Genomic DNA, 16,296 nt, shown 5'->3' on the forward strand with positions numbered 1-16,296 from the left:
CAACGTATGACGGAATCGACGCTCAAGCACGTTGGCCGCTCCGTCGGCCGGATCGACGCATACGGCAAGGTTACGGGTGAAACCCCCTATCCCGGCGATATTACGGTCCCGGGGCAGTTGTGGATGAAACTTCGCTTCAGCGACCACGCCCACGCTCGAGTCGTCTCCGTCGATACGTCGCGCGCTGAGGCGATGCCCGGCGTACACGCGATATTCACGGCGCGCGATGTGCCAAAGAACGAGTATGGGCTGATCATCAAGGATCAGCCGGTCTTGTGCGGCCCGGGCAGCGGCATTGAGGGCGCCGACATCGTGCGTACGACGATGGACTGCGTTGCAGTGGCAGTTGCCGACAGCGAAGCGCAAGCGGCTGCGGCCCTCGCGGCGGTCGACATAGTCTACGAGCCACTGCCGCCAGTATTTGACTTCCGTACAGCCATGGAACCCGGGCAGCCTCAACTGCACGCCGGCAACGCCAACAACATCCTGTGCCACTTTCGCATACGCAAGGGTGTCCAGCAAGCGGGTTGGGACGCCGCGGACGTTGTCGTGGAGGGGGTCTACGAGACTGGCTATCAGGAGCACGCCTACCTGCAGCCCGAGGCCGGACTTTCGTACATCGATGACGAGGGTCGCATTACCGTGGTGGTCGCGGGCCAATGGACCCATGAAGACGTCTGGCAGATCAGCCACGCGCTGGACGTCCCCGAAGAGTCGGTGCGGGTGATTTACCCGGCCATCGGCGGGGCGTTCGGTGGCCGTGAGGATATGTCCGTTCAGATCGTGCTGGCGCTAGCGGCGCAGCGGCTGAGGCGCCCGGTGAAGATCCAGTGGTCGCGAGAGGAGTCGATCCTTTTTCACCATAAGCGGCATCCATTCTCGATTCGGGCACGCTGGGGCGCCACACTTGAGGGGAAGCTGGTCGCTATGGAGGCCGAGGTGCTGGCGGATGCCGGTGCCTACGCCTACACGTCGACCAAGGTTGTCGCCAATGCGTGTCTGCTCGTCAGCGGGCCCTACGAGTGTCCGAACGTGCACGTCGACACGTACGCGGTCTACACCAACAACATTCCGACTGGGGCGTTCCGCGGGTTTGGCGGGCCGCAGGCGTTGTTCGCCGCCGAGAGCCAGATGAACAAACTGGCTGAAGCGCTCGATATGGACCCGGTCCACATCCGCATGATCAACACGATACGGGAAGGCAGCGTGACGTCCGTGCAGACACCCCTCCCGCCCGGCGTGAGCATGCCGCAGGTGTTCGAGCAGTGCGCGCTCGAAAGCTACTGGACGCGTGAGGGGGCATGGCACAAACGCGATCTCGAACAGCCTGCGGAAGCGTGGCGCAAGCGGGGGGTCGGAATTGCCGGCGGCTACAAGAACGTCGGCTATTCGTTTGGCTTTCCTGAGCACTCATGGGCCGCGATTGAGCTTCACGGCAAATCGACGATCGACCGGGTGGTCTTGCGGGCTAACGGAGCTGACGTCGGGCAGGGTGCACACACGGTATTCGTGCAGATGGCGGCCGAGGCTGTAGGCGTACCGATGGAGCGCGTCGAGTTGATCGCGTCCGATTCGGCGAGCGTCGGGTCATCGGGAAGTGCGTCCGCATCTCGATTGACGTTCATGGCGGGAAATGCCATTCGCGGTGCGGCTGAGAAGGCACTAGCCGCATGGAAGAGCGAGGATCGTCCGGCCGTCGGCTTGTTTGAGTATCGCCCGCCCCGTACCTCGATGTACGACCCCCGAACCGGAAAGTCCGAGCCGAACTTCGCGTATGGCTATACTGCGCAGGCGGTCGAGGTCGAAGTCGATATCGAGACCGGGCATATCGAAATCATCCGTGTCGTAAGTGCCAACGACGTTGGCCGCGCCGTCAACCCGCAGTTGGTCGTTGGACAGGTAGAGGGAGCAGTCGTCCAAGCGCAGGGCTACGCGGTGATGGAGAACCTCGTCACGCGCGAGGGCAGGATCCTGAACCCGTATCTGTCGACCTACTTGATCCCAACGATTATGGACGTCCCACACGAGGTCAAATCAGTCGTGCTGGAGTATCCCGACCCGATTGGACCGTGGGGGGCACGGGGAATGGCGGAGATGCCGCTGCTACCGTTTGCGCCGGCGCTCGCGGCGGCGGTGCATGACGCCACCGGCGTTTGGATCGACACGATTCCCATGACGCCCGAGCGCGTGGTCGCGGCGCTTCGGGCGGCAGGGATTGGCGCAATACCGTAGAATGGTTCGACGGCACACTGCGCACGGCTTATCGGCTCGACTCCAACCATGAAATTTACCGATGCGTTTGGCATTGAGAAGGGCGCGGTCGTCTCGCTAATCGGCGCTGGCGGCAAGACGTCCCTGTTGGTCGGTATCGGCTACGAACTCGCGGAGGCAGGGTGGCGGGTACTCGCTGCTGCGACGGTTCCAGTTCCAGAGGAGCAGCTCTCCCTATTCCCTGCGGCGCTTCATGCGGAAACCGACCCTGCGACCGTGTCGCGCACTCTGAGTGAGGTGCGTTTCGTAGTGCTTCACGGCGGCATTGTCCGCAAGCGGGCGCTGGCCGTGGATCCCGGGCTGCTCGACGCGCTGCTTGATCGGATCGACTCGGATGTGATGCTGGTAGAGGCCGACACTGCAGCAGGACTGCCGTTGAAGGCGCCTCATAATGGCGAGCCACAGCTTCCCAAGGCGACGACGTTGGTGATCCCTGTCGCGTCGTTTGCCGCGGTCGGGCAGGCCCTCAACGATGAGAACGTCTACAACGCGCAAGCGATGATTGATCGCTGTGGTTTTCCCCTCAACGGCTCCATCCGCCCGTCATGGATTGCGCAGGTCATACGAGACGAACAACTTGGCATGTCCGGTGTGCCGCGCGGAGTTCGCACAATCGCGTTCTTCAACCAGACTCCAATGACCCCGTACAACCGGGTGCGGGCACGTATCGCGGCGAAGATCGCGCTTCGGCACAGCACCCTGCACGCTGTCGCGTTGGGTGAGGTCCGTGGACACGAACCCGTGCGAGAAGTCCAGCGCCCCGTCGGTGCGGTCGTGCTGGCGGCCGGAATGTCGACCCGAATGGGTCAGCCGAAGCAGCTGCTGCCGTGGCGTGACAACCGCACGATCATCGAGCACATCGTCGAGCAGTTGATCAAGGCGCGCGTCGACCCGATCGTGGTGGTAACCGGGCACAACGCTAAGGAAGTCAAAGCCGTTCTCGCACCATGGGACGTAACGGTTGTCAACAACCGGGCATATAAGACGGGCGAGATGCTGTCGTCGCTCAAGACCGGCCTTGCAGCGATGCCGGCGCACACGGCGGCGGCTCTCATGGTGCTGGGCGATCAGCCGGCACTTCAGACCCGCGTCGTCAATCGAATCGTGCTGACCCATGCCGAGGCGCAGCACGAGTTGATCGTGCCGAGTTACGATATGCGGCGCGGGCATCCGGTCTTGATCGGGCGGCGCTACTGGAACGAAATCATAAGCCTCGGGCCAAGCACGACGCCGCGCGTGTTCTTCGATCGGTTCGCGGATCACATTCACTACGTCGAGATCGACAACGACAGCATTTTGCGCGACATCGACACACCGCAGGATTACGACCGCGATCGCGGTATCGACCGCGGCGAACGCCGCCGCTAGGCAAGAAGTTGAGAATGCTGAGTGTTGAGTGATGAGTGCATGTCAGTCCCGGCACGCGCTGAATTCCTCGAGGCCTGAGATTCTGATTGCCAGCGTTCGAAAACCGGCATAAGGGCAGTGTGGGACGCGATGCGTGAAGCGGTCAGAGTCACGTGCGGCGTTTCGCTGTAGGAAAACGGTGTTCATTGCCGTTCGTGTGAACTCAAGCGTTCTTGAACAACTCGGCTGACGCTTTCGCGTGGCGTTCCAGCAGCACAGGCAGATCCACGGGGACGACTTGACCGTCCGCGACGACGACCCGCCCATTGATCATCACCATGTCGGCGCGGTGCGGGCCAGACAAGATGAGCGCAGCGACAGGGTCGATGGACGTGCCTGCCATTGGCACCGTGTCGATGCGGAACGCGGCGAGGTCTGCTGCCATGGCGGGGGCAAGCGCGCCGATGTCATCGCGGCCTAACACCAATGCGCCACCCAGTGTGGCGAGTTCGAGCGCCGTGCGCGCACTCATTGCGGCAGGGTTGGCCGACACAGCACGCTGCATCAGCAGGGCTTGCCGAGCCTCATCCAACAAGTGACCGCTGTCGTTCGATGCCGATCCGTCGACACCGAGGCCGACTGGGACGCCCTTGGTCAACATCTGTGCGATGGGAGCAATTCCTGACGCGAGGCGAGCGTTCGAACACGGACAGTGCGCGACACCGGTTCCGGTCCGCGCGAATAAGTCGATTTCGTTCGAGTCAAGCTGAACACAGTGCGCATGCCAAACGTCATCGCCGACCCAGCCCACGCTTTCGGCGTATTCGCCCGGACGCATACCGAAGTGTTCGAGGCTGTAGTCGATGTCGCTGACGTTCTCTGCGAGGTGCGTGTGCAAGCGGACGCCCAACGCGCGCGCCATCGTCGCTGCCTCGCGCATCAGGTCTTGCGAGACATTGAACGGCGCGGTCGGTGCGATCCCCACCCTAGTCATGGCGAAGCGGTCGGGATCGTGAAACGTCTCGATAGCGCGCTGCGTGTCGCGCAGGATGTGCGGCTCAGGCTCGCACAGCGAGTCGGGCGGAAGCCCACCCAACGACTCGCCGACGCTCATCGATCCGCGCGTGGGATGAAAGCGGAATCCCATATCGCGCGCGGCCTCGATCTCATCGTCGATGCGTGCACCGTTCAAGTACAGGTAGAGGTGATCACTGCTGGTCGTACATCCCGAAAGCATCAATTCGGCGATCGCCATCTGCGTCGACACACGAATCATGTCGGGCGTCAGACCATGCCAGATCTTGTACAGCGTGGTCAGCCATCCGAACAACTCGTTCTCCTGCGCCACCACGCGGGTCAGGTTTTGGAACATGTGATGGTGAGTGTTGATCAGCCCCGGCGTGACGATGTGCCGGTCGAGTCTGATCGTGCGGTCGACAGTCGTGTCTCGGAAGTCATCCGGTGCGCCGATCGCTTCGACGGCATTGTCGCGAATCAACAGTGCGGCATTTCGGATTTCAGTGCGCGTCGCATCCATCGTCACAAGCGTGTGGATCGGAGAGAGGAGGGTGGTTGTCATGTCTGCGCGCCTCCGCCGGTTTGGTTGAATGCCGCCTTCACAGTCTGCTGAATCAGCATCGTGATCGTCAGCGGGCCGACGCCGCCGGGCACCTGTGTGATGGCGCCGACGACGTCACGCGCCGACTCGAGATCGACGTCGCCGACATAGCGGTAACCCTTGTCCGTCGATGGATCTTCGACTTTATTGGTCCCGACATCGATCACCGTACAGCCGGGCTTGAGCCACGCGCCGCTGACATAATTCGGGCGGCCCACAGCGGCAACGACGACATCTGCCCGCGCCAAGTAGTCTTGCAGGTTCTTGGTGCGACTGTGGCACATCGTGACCGTGGCGTTGGCTTCCATCAGCAGCAGCGCAATCGGCATGCCAACGATGTTGCTGCGCCCGATGACCACGGCATTCGCGCCGCTCAGTTCGACACCGAGGTCGTGCAGGATGACCATAATGCCGGCCGGCGTAGCAGGGAGGAACATCGGCGTGCGGCCCTTCATCGCCAGCCTGCCGATGTTGAGCGGGTGGGCGCCATCGGCATCCTTTTCGACGCGGATGATCTGGAGTACGCGCTCCTCGTCAATGTGCTTGGGGAGCGGAAGTTGAACGAGGATTCCGTGCACTTTCGGGTCGTCGTTGAGCTGGCTTACGGCCGATTCGACATCTTCCTGCGACGCGTCAGCCGGAAGCACGTGCGCGTAGCTGGCGACACCGACGCGTTCGCACGCCCGCCGCTTCATCCGCACGTACATCTGCGAGGCCGGATCGTCCCCCACGAGAACGACGCCGAGGCCGGGCGGGTAGCCGTGCTGAGTCTGAAACGACTGTGCGTCGTGGGCGATCTGCTCGCGGATGCGCTCAGCGATCGGGTTTCCGTCGATGATCTTTGCCGTCATGGGGTCTCCTGTCTGGTTGTGCGGCAGCTGCTAGTCACCGGCCAAGCGGCGCAGTTCGTAGAGCTTCGTGAGCGCCTCGATCGGCGACAACTCGTCGATGTTGAGCGTGCGAATCGCGTCAATTGCCGGATTCTCGTGGGTTTCGAAGAAACTGAACTGCTTTGCTGGCGCGGCCTTGCGAACCTTGAAGTCGCTGCCGCGTTCTTCAAGTTCGCGCAGAAGCTGTTCGGCACGGTCGATCACCGGTTTGGGCAAGCCTGCAATCTGCGCGACATGTACGCCGTAGCTGCGGTCGGCTCCGCCTTCCATGAGCTTGTGCAGAAACACAAGTTCGCCGTGGTCCTCGACGGCGGCGACGTTGTAGTTGCGCGTGCGTGGCAAGATGTTGGGGAGTTCGGTCAGTTCGTGATAGTGCGTGGCGAACAGCGTGCGGCAGTTAAGGCGCGGGTGGTTGTGAATGTACTCGACCACGGCTCGGGCGATCGCCATGCCGTCATACGTCGACGTGCCGCGGCCTACCTCGTCGAGGATGAGCAGACTGCGGCGCGTCGAGCCGGTGAGCAGACGCGCTGTCTCGACCATCTCGACCATGAACGTCGATTGCCCCGCATGGATCTCGTCCTGCGCGCCGATACGCGCGAAGATGCGGTCGACCAGCCCGATGATCGCCTCGTCGGCTGGGACGAAACTGCCGATCTGCGCGAGCAGGACGATCAGCGCGACCTGCCGGATGTACGTCGACTTGCCGGCCATGTTCGGCCCGGTGATGATGTGCACGCGCGACATGCTGTCGAAATGGGTATCGTTGGGGACATAGCGCGTGCCCCCGGGCAGCGTGCGTTCGACCACGGGGTGACGGCCATCGTGGATGATGAGGCGATCGTCGTCCGTCAACTGGGGCCGGCAGTATCCTTCGCGCACGGCCACGTCCGCCAGTGCAACCAGAACATCCAGATGGGCGATTGCGCGGGCTGTCTTAAGCAGCGCGCGCGAGTGCCCGCCGATTTCCTCGCACAGCGCCTGAAACACCTGACGCTCGACGCTGAGAATCTGCTCCTCGGCGTTGAGGACCAGCGCTTCGTACTCCTTCAGGTCTGGCGTGATATACCGCTCGGCGTTGACCATCGTCTGCTTACGGATGTAATCGTCGGGCACTTTTGCCGTGTTGGCGTGCGTGACCTCGATGTAGTAGCCGAAGACCTTGTTAAAGCCGACCTTGAGCGACGAGATACCGGTGCGCTCGCGTTCGTACGGTTCGAGGTTGGAGATCCAATCGCGGGCGTCGCGGCTTGAGGCGAGAATCGCATCGAGTTCTTCCGAGAATCCCGGCTTGATCGTACCGATCGCGTCGGGGCGGGCCGGCGCGTCTTCCGGAATCGCTCGTTCGATTAGTTCGACGACTTCTGTAACCGGGTCGAGCGTATTGACCAATGCCTCGAATGCGGACGCGCCGGAGATAGCCTCGCGCAGGGCAGGGACAGCTTTGAGGCTGACGGCCAATCCCAGCAGGTCGCGCGGACCGGCGCGGCCGATGAGCAAGCGGTTCGTCAGGCGTTCGATGTCGGACACGGTGCGAAGCTGGTCGCGCAGGTAGGCACGTACCGTCTCGTCTTGGGTGAGGGCTTCGACAGCATCTAGGCGCGCGTTCAACCGTTGAAGGTCGAGCAGGGGCTGATTGACCCATCCGTGCAGCAGGCGCGCGCCCATCGGCGTCACGGTGCGGTCGAGCACGGATAGCAAGCTGCCCTTAGTCGTGCGGCTGCGCGCGGTCTCGACCAGTTCGAGGTTTCGCCGCGTAAAGGCGTCGAGCACCATGAACCCTTGTGTGGAGTAGGGGCGCAGGCTCGTGAGGTGGGCAAGGCTGCCACGGTGAGTCTGGCGCACGTAGTGGATGATCGCGCCCGCCGCGCACACGGCGTTTGGCAAGTCGGTTAGGCCATAGCTGTCGAGCGAGCGAGCGCCGAAGTGGTTGAGCAGCGTTTGTTGTGCCGACGCGAACTCGAAAACCCAGTCCTGCTGGGGCGTAAGGCTGCTGCCCGGTGGCAGCGAGACTCCAAGTTCGGCCCACGTCTGAGGCATGATAACCTCGGACGGGGAAAGGCGGGTCAGCTCTTCGAGAACCTGAACCGCAGCATCTTCGCCGTTGATCTGAGTCGTGGCAAATTCGCCAGTCGAGACGTCGACATAAGCAACCCCTGCGCTCTTCCACTCGCGCTCGGCCGGCCGGCCGATGGGGACAATTGCCATCAGGTAGTTGGGGCGGTTGTCGGCCAGCATGCCCGGTTCTATAACGGTTCCCGGCGTGACGACCCGCGTAACCGCGCGGTCGACCGGCCCCTTGCCGTCGGGTTCGCTGATCTGATCGCAGATTGCGACGTGATAGCCGCGCTCGACGAGTTTGGCGACGTAGCCCTCGGCCGCGTGATACGGTACGCCGGCCATCGGAACGCGCGGGCCCTCGCTGCTGAAGTTGCGGCCGGTTAGCGTTAGGTCCAGCTCGCGCGCAGCGATTTCCGCGTCGCTGTCGAACATCTCGTAGAAGTCGCCAAGGCGGAACATCAGGATCGCGTCAGGATGCTGCGCCTTGATATCGAGATACTGCTGGCGAATTGGAGTGACTTTGGCCATGTAGTTACGTTGGGGTCGCGGATGATCCGTCCGGATTGTAACACCAGCGCACGGGCTAGGATAGGCGACGGTGCTCCGGTATACTCCCGCTATAGGTTGATCTTCTTGCAGCTTGGAGCAACAGTGTGTCGTCAACGATTAAGGAACTAGGTTTCGTGTTCCGGGAACCGAGCACGCAGTCGCGCTCGCTCGTGGCCCGCGACCATGAAACGCTGTCGCCGTCCTATACCCGGTCCTACGGCTTCGTCATGAGTCACGGCAAAGGATCGACCATCTGGGACGTCGACGGCAATCAATATCTTGACTTTGCGGCAGGAATTGCCGTGCTGGCGACGGGTCATGCGCATCCGCGTGTGGTTGAGGCAGTGACACGACAAATTCAGAAGTACGGGCACATCGGCGCGACCGACTTTTTCTGCCCGCAGCAGATTGCCCTTGCCGAACGGCTCCAGCAGATCACGCCGATCCAGAACGCAGCCGATCCGTCCGACAAGCTGGTGTACTTCGGCAACAGCGGCACCGAGGCGGTTGAAGCCGCGCTCAAACTAGCGCGCTATCAAGGCCGCCAGTACGTGATCGGCTTCTACGGCAGTTTCCACGGCCGCAGCATGGGTTCGTTGTCCGTGACGGCGAGCAAGTACGTCCAGCGCGCACACTACACACACATCCCCGGCGGCGTCGAGCACGTGCCGTATCCCGGCAAGCATTACACCGAGCGTGCCAAGCAGGACAGTTACGATTGGGGCGACACGGTTCAGTACATCGAGGATTTCGTGCTCAAACGCAAGCTGCCTGCGCAGGAGGTCGCCGCGGTTCTCGTGGAGCCGATTCAGGGTGAAGGCGGCTACATGACGCCCCGCGACGACTTCTTCCCGAAGCTGCGCGCCATGTGCGACCGGCACGGCATCCTGCTTATCGTCGATGAGATTCAGTCGGGTATTGGCCGCACCGGCAAGTGGTGGGGGGTCGAGCATTACGGTGTCGAGCCGGACATCGTGTGCACGGCCAAAGGCCTCGGCAGCGGCCTGCCGATCGGCGGCATCATCGCGCATCGCGACGTCATGGGGAAGTGGGTACCGGGTGCGCATGCCAGTACGTTCGGCGGCAATCCGGTCGCATGTGCGGCAGCACTGGCTACGTTGGACGTCATCGAAGAAGACGGCTTGCTGGTCCATGCCGCGTCGTTGGGCGCCTATGGGCTTGAGCGCCTGTCCGCCTTCAAGGCGGCGCATCCGTCGATACAGCGGGTGGACGGCCGCGGGCTGATGATCGGAATCGAGTTCACTGGGCCTAATGGCGAGCCGCTCGCCAAATTCCGCGATGAAATCGTCGACCTGTGTTATGCCAACGGATTGATTACGCTGGCGGCAGGGACGAGCACGCTGCGCATTGCGCCGCCGCTGGTCATCCGGCGGGACGAGTTCGAGATGGGACTCGACATCATCGAGCGCGCGATCTCGGAAATCGAAGAGGCCCACTGGGATCAGCTAGCACACCGGGGCCAAGCGTGATGCCAGACAAGGTGCCGTACAAAGCAGCAGATCTTGTCCGAATCAATTCGGTCGAAGACCCGCGTATCAGCCCGGACGCCAAGTGGGTCGCGTTCGTCCGCGTCAGTGCCGACCTCGAAAAGAATACGTATCTGCGCAACATCTGGGTTGCGTCAGTCGACGGCGCGGACCTCTACGCGCTGACCCGCTCCGGCAAGGATACGCAGCCGCGGTGGTCGCCGGATGGACGCTGGCTCGCGTTTGCGTCAGGCCGGGGCGACAAGCCGCAGATTCATGTGTTTGACATGACCCGCCCGGGAGAGTCGCGGGCGGTGACGGCGATGCCGAACGGCGCGTCGGCTCCCGCATGGTCGCCAGACGGGTCTCAGCTCGCGTTCGTGTCAAGCCTCAATGCCGACGAACGAGCGCACGAAGATGACCCCGAAAACGCGCCGAAGCCGGCCGATGACGCCGACCAGAAGAAGACCGACCCCCGTACGATTCGCGTGCTGCCATACCGCACCGGAACCACATACAACACGGATCGGTTCGCGCAGGTGTACGTCATGCCGTTTTCTGCCGAGGACGCACCACCAGCCAAGCCGCGCCGACTGACCGGCGAGGACGCATCATACGCCGAGCCGGTATGGTCTCCGGATGGACGTTGGTTGTACACGGCGCGCGCCGAACAACCGGGCGGCGATGAACCCTTCCGGCAGTCGCGAGCCTTTCGCATCGAAGTTGAAACGTCGGCGCTCGAACAGCTCACGGACGCGTCTCACGCCGCGGACCGACCGCTTCCGTCGGCATCGGGCCGCTGGATCGCCTACATGCGCCACCCGAACGAGAAGATGGCGATCCGTTATTCGAGCCTCGCCGTACAGGATACGGCATCGGGCGACGTCCGAGACATTAGCCTCGAGGCCGACCTGCTGCCCGCGTCGTTCGCGTGGGCGGGTGACGTGCTGTACTTCAGCGCGCAGACACGAGGCGTGTCCACGATTTATGCCTACGATCCACAACCGGGCGACCTGTCGCCGCGCATAAAGGGCGAGTTCCGCGCCGATCGCTTTGATGCTGCCGCCAATGGCCTTGTGGCCTATGCGGCGTTCGACGCTTCAGCGCTCTGTGAGCTGTACGTGCGGCACACGGATATCGAACGCAGACTCACGCGCTTCAACGGCGAGCTTGTCGATTCGACGGAATTCGCGCGCTTCCAACACCTGACGTGGTCGCCGGAGTCCGGCGTTGAATTGGACGGGTGGCTGCTGCTGCCGGTCGGCTACAAGCAGGGCACGCGCGTTCCGCTCGTGTGGGACATCCACGGCGGCCCGCACATCATGTGGAGCCCGCACTATGAGGGCGAATGGGCGAATTGGCAGGCGGTCGCGGCAGCGGGCTATGCCGTCTACTTCGGCAATCCGCGCGGAAGCGCAGGTTACGGCGACGCGTTTCAGCAGGCGATTGAGGGCAAATGGGGTCCGCTCGCGTATTCCGACCTGATCGCCGGGCTGGAGACGGTCCTCAAGACCGATGTGATCGAGGCTGATCGCGTTGTTGTGATGGGCGGCTCGTACGGTGGTTACATGACCGCGTGGACGGTCGCGCACGATCACCGGTTCAAGGCGGCTGTAGCAGAGCGCGGCGTCTACAATCTGCTGAGCTTTACGGGGACGACCGACATCCCGTCGTTCATCCAGAACGAGTTTGGCGTCGAACTGTGGGAAAACGGCCCGTGGCTGTGGGAGAACTCGCCGCTGGCGCACGCGCACCGAATCAAGACACCGCTGCTGATCATTCACAGCGAGAACGACTTTCGGGTGGCGATTAGCGAAGCCGAGCAGTTGTTCACGGTCGTCCGACGCAGCGGGACGCCGGTGGAATTCGTGCGCTATCCGCGCGAAGGGCATGAGTTGAGCCGAAATGGCGAGCCCAAACACCGTATCGACCGCTTGCAGAGGATCGTCGAGTGGTTCGATCGCTGGATCAGGAAAGAGTGACCGCGTTGAAGTATCCGACCGAATAGCCTAGAATCGACGGCTCAAGAGCGGAGGACACGATACATGCTGAAACGAGTGCTGACGATTGTTGCCCTGATTGGTGTATTGGCGGTAGGCACAACCGTCTACGCTGGCGACACGGTACTGACGAACAACACCGGTACGGCGAGCACAATCTGGTTCATCAGCGGCGAGGCGTCGCTGGTGATCAACGGCTTTGACCTGACGGCGCGCAGCATCCAGACACCCGTCTTGGTTGATCGCATCAGTATCAGTGTGCGGACGCCGCGCCCGGGCGTGCCGGTCGAGGCAGTCATCTACGAAGACGCCGACGGCGGTTCGCCGCGAAACGCGACACTTCTCGCCCGCAAGACAGTCACCATTGACGCGGCAGGTGTGTTCAACGTCGATTTTGACCCGGCGATTGAGGTCAAGCGCCCGTTCCTGTGGGTGGGTTTTTATCTGCCGGTCGACTTCGAGTTCCGCGCCGATACGCAGGGCAGTTCGGTGCTGACGTACTGGGGCTGGACGCCGGGTGGTACGTTCGACCTTGCCAACCTTGGGAGTGCCGCCGTATTCGGTCCATCCGACGGCAGCGCGCCGGTGAACATCACGATGAACGGTGTCGCTCGCATCACTGCAGAGATCGTCACCGACGGCTCGACGCCTACGACCAACCTCGGCACAACCGCCGGTATTCGCCAGATCGTCGGTGATCCAAACACGAATCTGTCGGTGATGGCGCAGTACCCGGTGTGCTCGAACGTGACGTTTGACAGCGCGGACGTGATCGTGACCTATCAGGACGCCATCGATCTGTACTGTCGCGAAGTCGGGGAAGGGCTGCTACCCAAGGAACCCACTGGCTACAAACAGCGAGGTCCGTTGTACGACGTCTACGTTTTTGGCATCGAATCGGGCCTGGTGCCGTACCCGTACCCGGTCACGCACTGCGTTCGCCCGCGTGACAAGCAGGTCGAGGATGCGGTGATCGGTCTGGCGTACGGCGCCCCGCGCGAGTGGCGTATTCTGCCGACTGTCCGCTTCGGTGCGGTGGTGTGCGCCGAAATGACGCATGCCGGTTTCGTTTCGCTCTTCACGCCGCGATAGGCTGAGACGTCGATGCGAATTGAGACGAACGAATCACTCGTAAAGCGCAACAAGGCTTGGTCGGGACGACTGTTCATCGTCACGCTGGTGGTCATTATCGCGTCGTTCTTCCTGCTCAACAGCCCGTTCCTGACCGAAGGGATGTCGGAGGACAGCGTGCTGCTGGTGTCGCTGGTGTTGCCGGCCGTCCTGCTGCCGGTGGCATTTATCGCGACCGTGTTTTCGATCCGCATGACTAACATGTGGGTGCGCCAGCCCCGGCCTGAACGGATGCTCGAAGACAACCTCAAGGGAATTGGCAAGTCGGCGGTGCTGTACAACTTCTATCACTTTCCGGCGCGGCACGTGCTGATCACACAGGCAGGGGTGATGGCAATGGTCACGCGCTTTCAGGACGGCAAGTACCGCGCCCATGGTGACAAATGGTCATCGGCGCGAGGGGCGTTCAGCCGCGTCTTGAGCATCATGCGGATGGATGGAATCGGAAGTCCGTCACTGGACGCGCAGATCGCCGCGCAGCACGTTGACAAACTCCTGTCGGACATCAACCCGGACGTGCCGGTGTATCCAGTCGTCCTGTTCATCGACCCGCGTGCCGAGTTCGAGGTATTCGAACCAACCGTGGCGGTTCTGCACATCAGCAACAAGCGCAGTCCGAACCTCAAGGAGTGGATCAAAGGGCTCCCGAAGACGGAGCATACGCTTACACCCGAACAGATTGCTGAGTTCGAGAACAAGACGCTTCGCGGAAAGAAATAGGTGCGCGTGGCCGGGATTTCCGACGTGGCAAGGCAGCGAGCACACGCGACAGCGGCAGAGACTGCGCCGACGCCCGATCTGCGCATCGTTCCCGTGGCGGCCCTTCGCCCGCACGAAGATCACGACAGCCAGCGAGCGCTTCCACTGCTGGAACGACTGCGATCGGCTGAGGTCTTCACCAATCCGGTGATTGCCGCGCCGATTGATGGGTCGTCGGATCTGGTCGTGTTGGACGGCTCGAACCGTGTGTATTGCTTCACCGAGTTGGGTTTGCCGCACATCCTGGTGCAAGTTGTCGAGTACGACACGCCCTGGCTTGAGCTCGGTGTATGGAATCACGTCGTATCTGATCTGTCATGTGACGGGCTCCTGCTGCTCGTGGGCGGCCTTGAAGGCGTGGCCGTTGGCTCAGACGCGGCAGAGCGACCGCTTGCAACGCTCGTGAAGACGGACGGGGCACGCCACGTCCTCGTCGCCGCTACGTCGAGCATACGGGACCGGCGGGCGCTCTTGCGCGAGGTCGTTCACCTGTACCAGCAGCGCGGCACGCTGAATCGAACGGCACACAGCGATCCAGTCCAGGCATTCACGGACTTTCCAGATGCGGCGTTTGCCGTGCTGTTTCCCCTGTTTTCCCCGGCGGAGATCATCGAAGCTGCAGTAACAGGTGCGTACTTGCCGCCGGGTATCAGCCGGCACATCGTACACGGGCGGGCTGTGAAATTGGATTATCCGTTGTCGGCACTGCGGGATCCTGACCAATCGCTGGACGCGAAGAATGCGGCGCTTCAAGGCTGGATGCATCGCAAGTTTGCGAATCGTGGGGTGCGCTATTATGCTGAGTCTACATATCACTTCGATGAGTAGGACGCCATGATCAGGACCACACGAGAGGCGCTTCAACAAACAATACTAGCCGGAGATGATGAGTCATACCGGCTGATCCGCTTTCCGGCAGGCGCGGTGACGGTGGCGGCCGGCATCGTGGCTGAGGTTGGATCGCCGTTCTGTGCCATGATTGTCGATCGGTATGAAGTGACGTTGATTGTGCCGGAAGAAGCTGTCGAGGAATTCGCCGGCCGTCTGCACGGCGCCACGATGGAGTCTGCACGCTACCGCCTGATTACCTTTGATGTTGTGCTGCCGCCGGATCTCGTCGGCTTTATGGCCGCCGTCAGTGCAGCCGTCGCGCGCGCAGGTGTGAGCATTCTGCCGTTCGGCGCGTACAGCCGCGACCATCTCCTGGTGCGCGCATCGCAATATGACGACGCCATCGCTGCGCTGAAGTCGTTGATCGAGAACGCCTAAATGGTTGAAATCCCGCTGTTTGATCAGGGCGGCACACCGCAGCCCCGCGACCGAGTGAAGATCGAGTCAGTTCAGGCAGTGCCGTACCCCGATCGGTTCCGGGTCTGGGTTGAAATTAAGGTGACGCCGTTTCTTGAGCGGCCGAACCTACTCCTCACGCTGCACGACGACCACGACAACTTGATTGCCGAGCTAGACGTCATCGAGACGATGCACGCGAACATGGAGTTCACTATGCATCTGCGCGGAATAGACGAGCCTGCCGGTGCTTACGCGCTAACCGTCGAGCTTTTCTATGAAACGCGCAATCCTGTTCACGACTCGCAGGTCGTCGGGTTTCTCATCCCCGAAATCGATGGTGACAGCGGGGATACGCGGTGATTTGGTTGACGCCCGATGTCGCGCGGGGCATCGTCGCGCAGGCGAGGGACAACGCTCCGAACGAAGCGTGTGGGGTGCTGCTCGGCCGTGCGGGACATGCGCCCCGCCGCGTGCCTCTGACGAACATCGATCCTAGCCCACAGACCGGATATGCTGCCGATCCCAGCGAACTTGCGACTGCCTTGATGCGCGCGGTCGCAGACGGCGAGCAGCTGCAGGCGATTTATCATTCGCACCCGAATGGTCCGGCGATTCCTTCACGCCGCGACATCGCAGATTGGGGCTATCCTGATAGCGTGATGTTGATCGCCGGGCGAGACCGCGACAGCTACGCTCTGGCCGCGTGGAAGGTCGCATACGGTCGAGTCGAGCGCGTCGAACTGCACGTCGGCGATATCCGCCCGGTGGAAAGCGACCGCCCTGCCTATTCATTTGTTCAGCGGGCGGTGCTTGTTATGGCTGCCGTGATTGCTGCGGCGGTGGTCGTCGCAACTGCGGTGACGCTGCTGCCGCCGCCTGTCGTACCGTAGGGG

General features: G+C 62.2%; 13 protein-coding genes. 10 read left to right on the forward strand and 3 right to left on the reverse strand.

The window, feature by feature from the left end; all coding sequences use genetic code 11:
* Window positions 1-6: 6 nt before the first annotated feature.
* Both IPM16_05480 and yqeC read left to right on the forward strand, forming a co-directional pair.
* Window positions 7-2,232, forward strand: a complete 2,226-nt coding sequence (locus IPM16_05480) for a xanthine dehydrogenase family protein (protein ID MBK9122561.1) — start codon at window positions 7-9, stop codon at window positions 2,230-2,232.
* A 48-nt stretch (window positions 2,233-2,280) separates the two neighbouring features.
* Window positions 2,281-3,639: a putative selenium-dependent hydroxylase accessory protein YqeC gene (yqeC, locus tag IPM16_05485; protein ID MBK9122562.1), complete on the forward strand. Its 1,359-nt coding sequence runs from the start codon at window positions 2,281-2,283 to the stop codon at window positions 3,637-3,639.
* Between the two features lie 202 nt (window positions 3,640-3,841).
* Here the strand turns inward: yqeC and IPM16_05490 are convergent, their stop codons facing one another.
* The 3 genes from IPM16_05490 to mutS are packed head-to-tail and all read right to left on the reverse strand — an operon-like array spanning window position 3,842 to window position 8,715.
* Window positions 3,842-5,197, reverse strand: coding sequence for an 8-oxoguanine deaminase (locus tag IPM16_05490; GenBank protein MBK9122563.1), 1,356 nt, complete (start codon window positions 5,195-5,197; stop codon window positions 3,842-3,844).
* The gene (locus IPM16_05495) at window positions 5,194-6,087 is read right to left on the reverse strand and encodes a bifunctional 5,10-methylenetetrahydrofolate dehydrogenase/5,10-methenyltetrahydrofolate cyclohydrolase (protein MBK9122564.1); all 894 of its coding nucleotides are present in this window, start codon (window positions 6,085-6,087) and stop codon (window positions 5,194-5,196) included. Before IPM16_05495 ends, IPM16_05490 begins: the two co-directional genes overlap by 4 nt.
* A gap of 30 nt (window positions 6,088-6,117) precedes the next feature.
* A complete protein-coding gene (gene mutS / locus IPM16_05500) occupies window positions 6,118-8,715 on the reverse strand; it encodes a DNA mismatch repair protein MutS (GenBank protein ID MBK9122565.1) in 2,598 nt (865 codons plus the stop codon).
* 248 nt (window positions 8,716-8,963) lie between these two features.
* Here mutS and IPM16_05505 point away from each other — a divergent pair, with 248 nt between their 5' ends.
* The 8 genes from IPM16_05505 (at window position 8,964) to IPM16_05540 (ending at window position 16,293) form a co-directional block, all read left to right on the forward strand.
* Window positions 8,964-10,226 (forward strand): aminotransferase class III-fold pyridoxal phosphate-dependent enzyme, encoded by a 1,263-nt coding sequence (locus IPM16_05505; GenBank protein MBK9122566.1) that lies wholly within the window; start codon window positions 8,964-8,966, stop codon window positions 10,224-10,226.
* Window positions 10,223-12,205, forward strand: coding sequence for a S9 family peptidase (locus IPM16_05510; GenBank protein MBK9122567.1), 1,983 nt, complete (start codon window positions 10,223-10,225; stop codon window positions 12,203-12,205). The genes IPM16_05505 and IPM16_05510 overlap by 4 nt, the downstream gene beginning before the upstream one ends.
* Before the next feature lie 63 nt (window positions 12,206-12,268).
* Window positions 12,269-13,315 carry a hypothetical protein gene (locus IPM16_05515; GenBank protein ID MBK9122568.1) on the forward strand — a complete coding sequence of 349 codons (1,047 nt, stop codon included), beginning with the start codon at window positions 12,269-12,271 and terminating at the stop codon, window positions 13,313-13,315.
* Between the two features lie 12 nt (window positions 13,316-13,327).
* On the forward strand, window positions 13,328-14,074 hold the full coding sequence (locus IPM16_05520; protein MBK9122569.1) for an NERD domain-containing protein: 747 nt from the start codon (window positions 13,328-13,330) through the stop codon (window positions 14,072-14,074).
* Between the two features lie 24 nt (window positions 14,075-14,098).
* Complete coding sequence (locus tag IPM16_05525; GenBank protein MBK9122570.1) at window positions 14,099-14,941, forward strand: hypothetical protein; 843 nt, start codon at window positions 14,099-14,101, stop codon at window positions 14,939-14,941.
* Window positions 14,942-14,947: 6 nt separating this feature from the next.
* Window positions 14,948-15,382, forward strand: a complete 435-nt coding sequence (locus tag IPM16_05530) for an ACT domain-containing protein (GenBank protein ID MBK9122571.1) — start codon at window positions 14,948-14,950, stop codon at window positions 15,380-15,382.
* Window positions 15,383-15,763: a hypothetical protein gene (locus IPM16_05535; protein MBK9122572.1), complete on the forward strand. Its 381-nt coding sequence runs from the start codon at window positions 15,383-15,385 to the stop codon at window positions 15,761-15,763. It abuts the gene before it with no gap.
* The gene (locus IPM16_05540) at window positions 15,760-16,293 is read left to right on the forward strand and encodes a M67 family metallopeptidase (protein ID MBK9122573.1); all 534 of its coding nucleotides are present in this window, start codon (window positions 15,760-15,762) and stop codon (window positions 16,291-16,293) included. Before IPM16_05535 ends, IPM16_05540 begins: the two co-directional genes overlap by 4 nt.
* The last annotated feature ends 3 nt before the right edge of the window (window positions 16,294-16,296 follow it).

It is taken from the genome of Candidatus Flexicrinis affinis, assembly GCA_016716525.1.
Classification (GTDB): domain Bacteria; phylum Chloroflexota; class Anaerolineae; order Aggregatilineales; family Phototrophicaceae; genus Flexicrinis; species Flexicrinis affinis.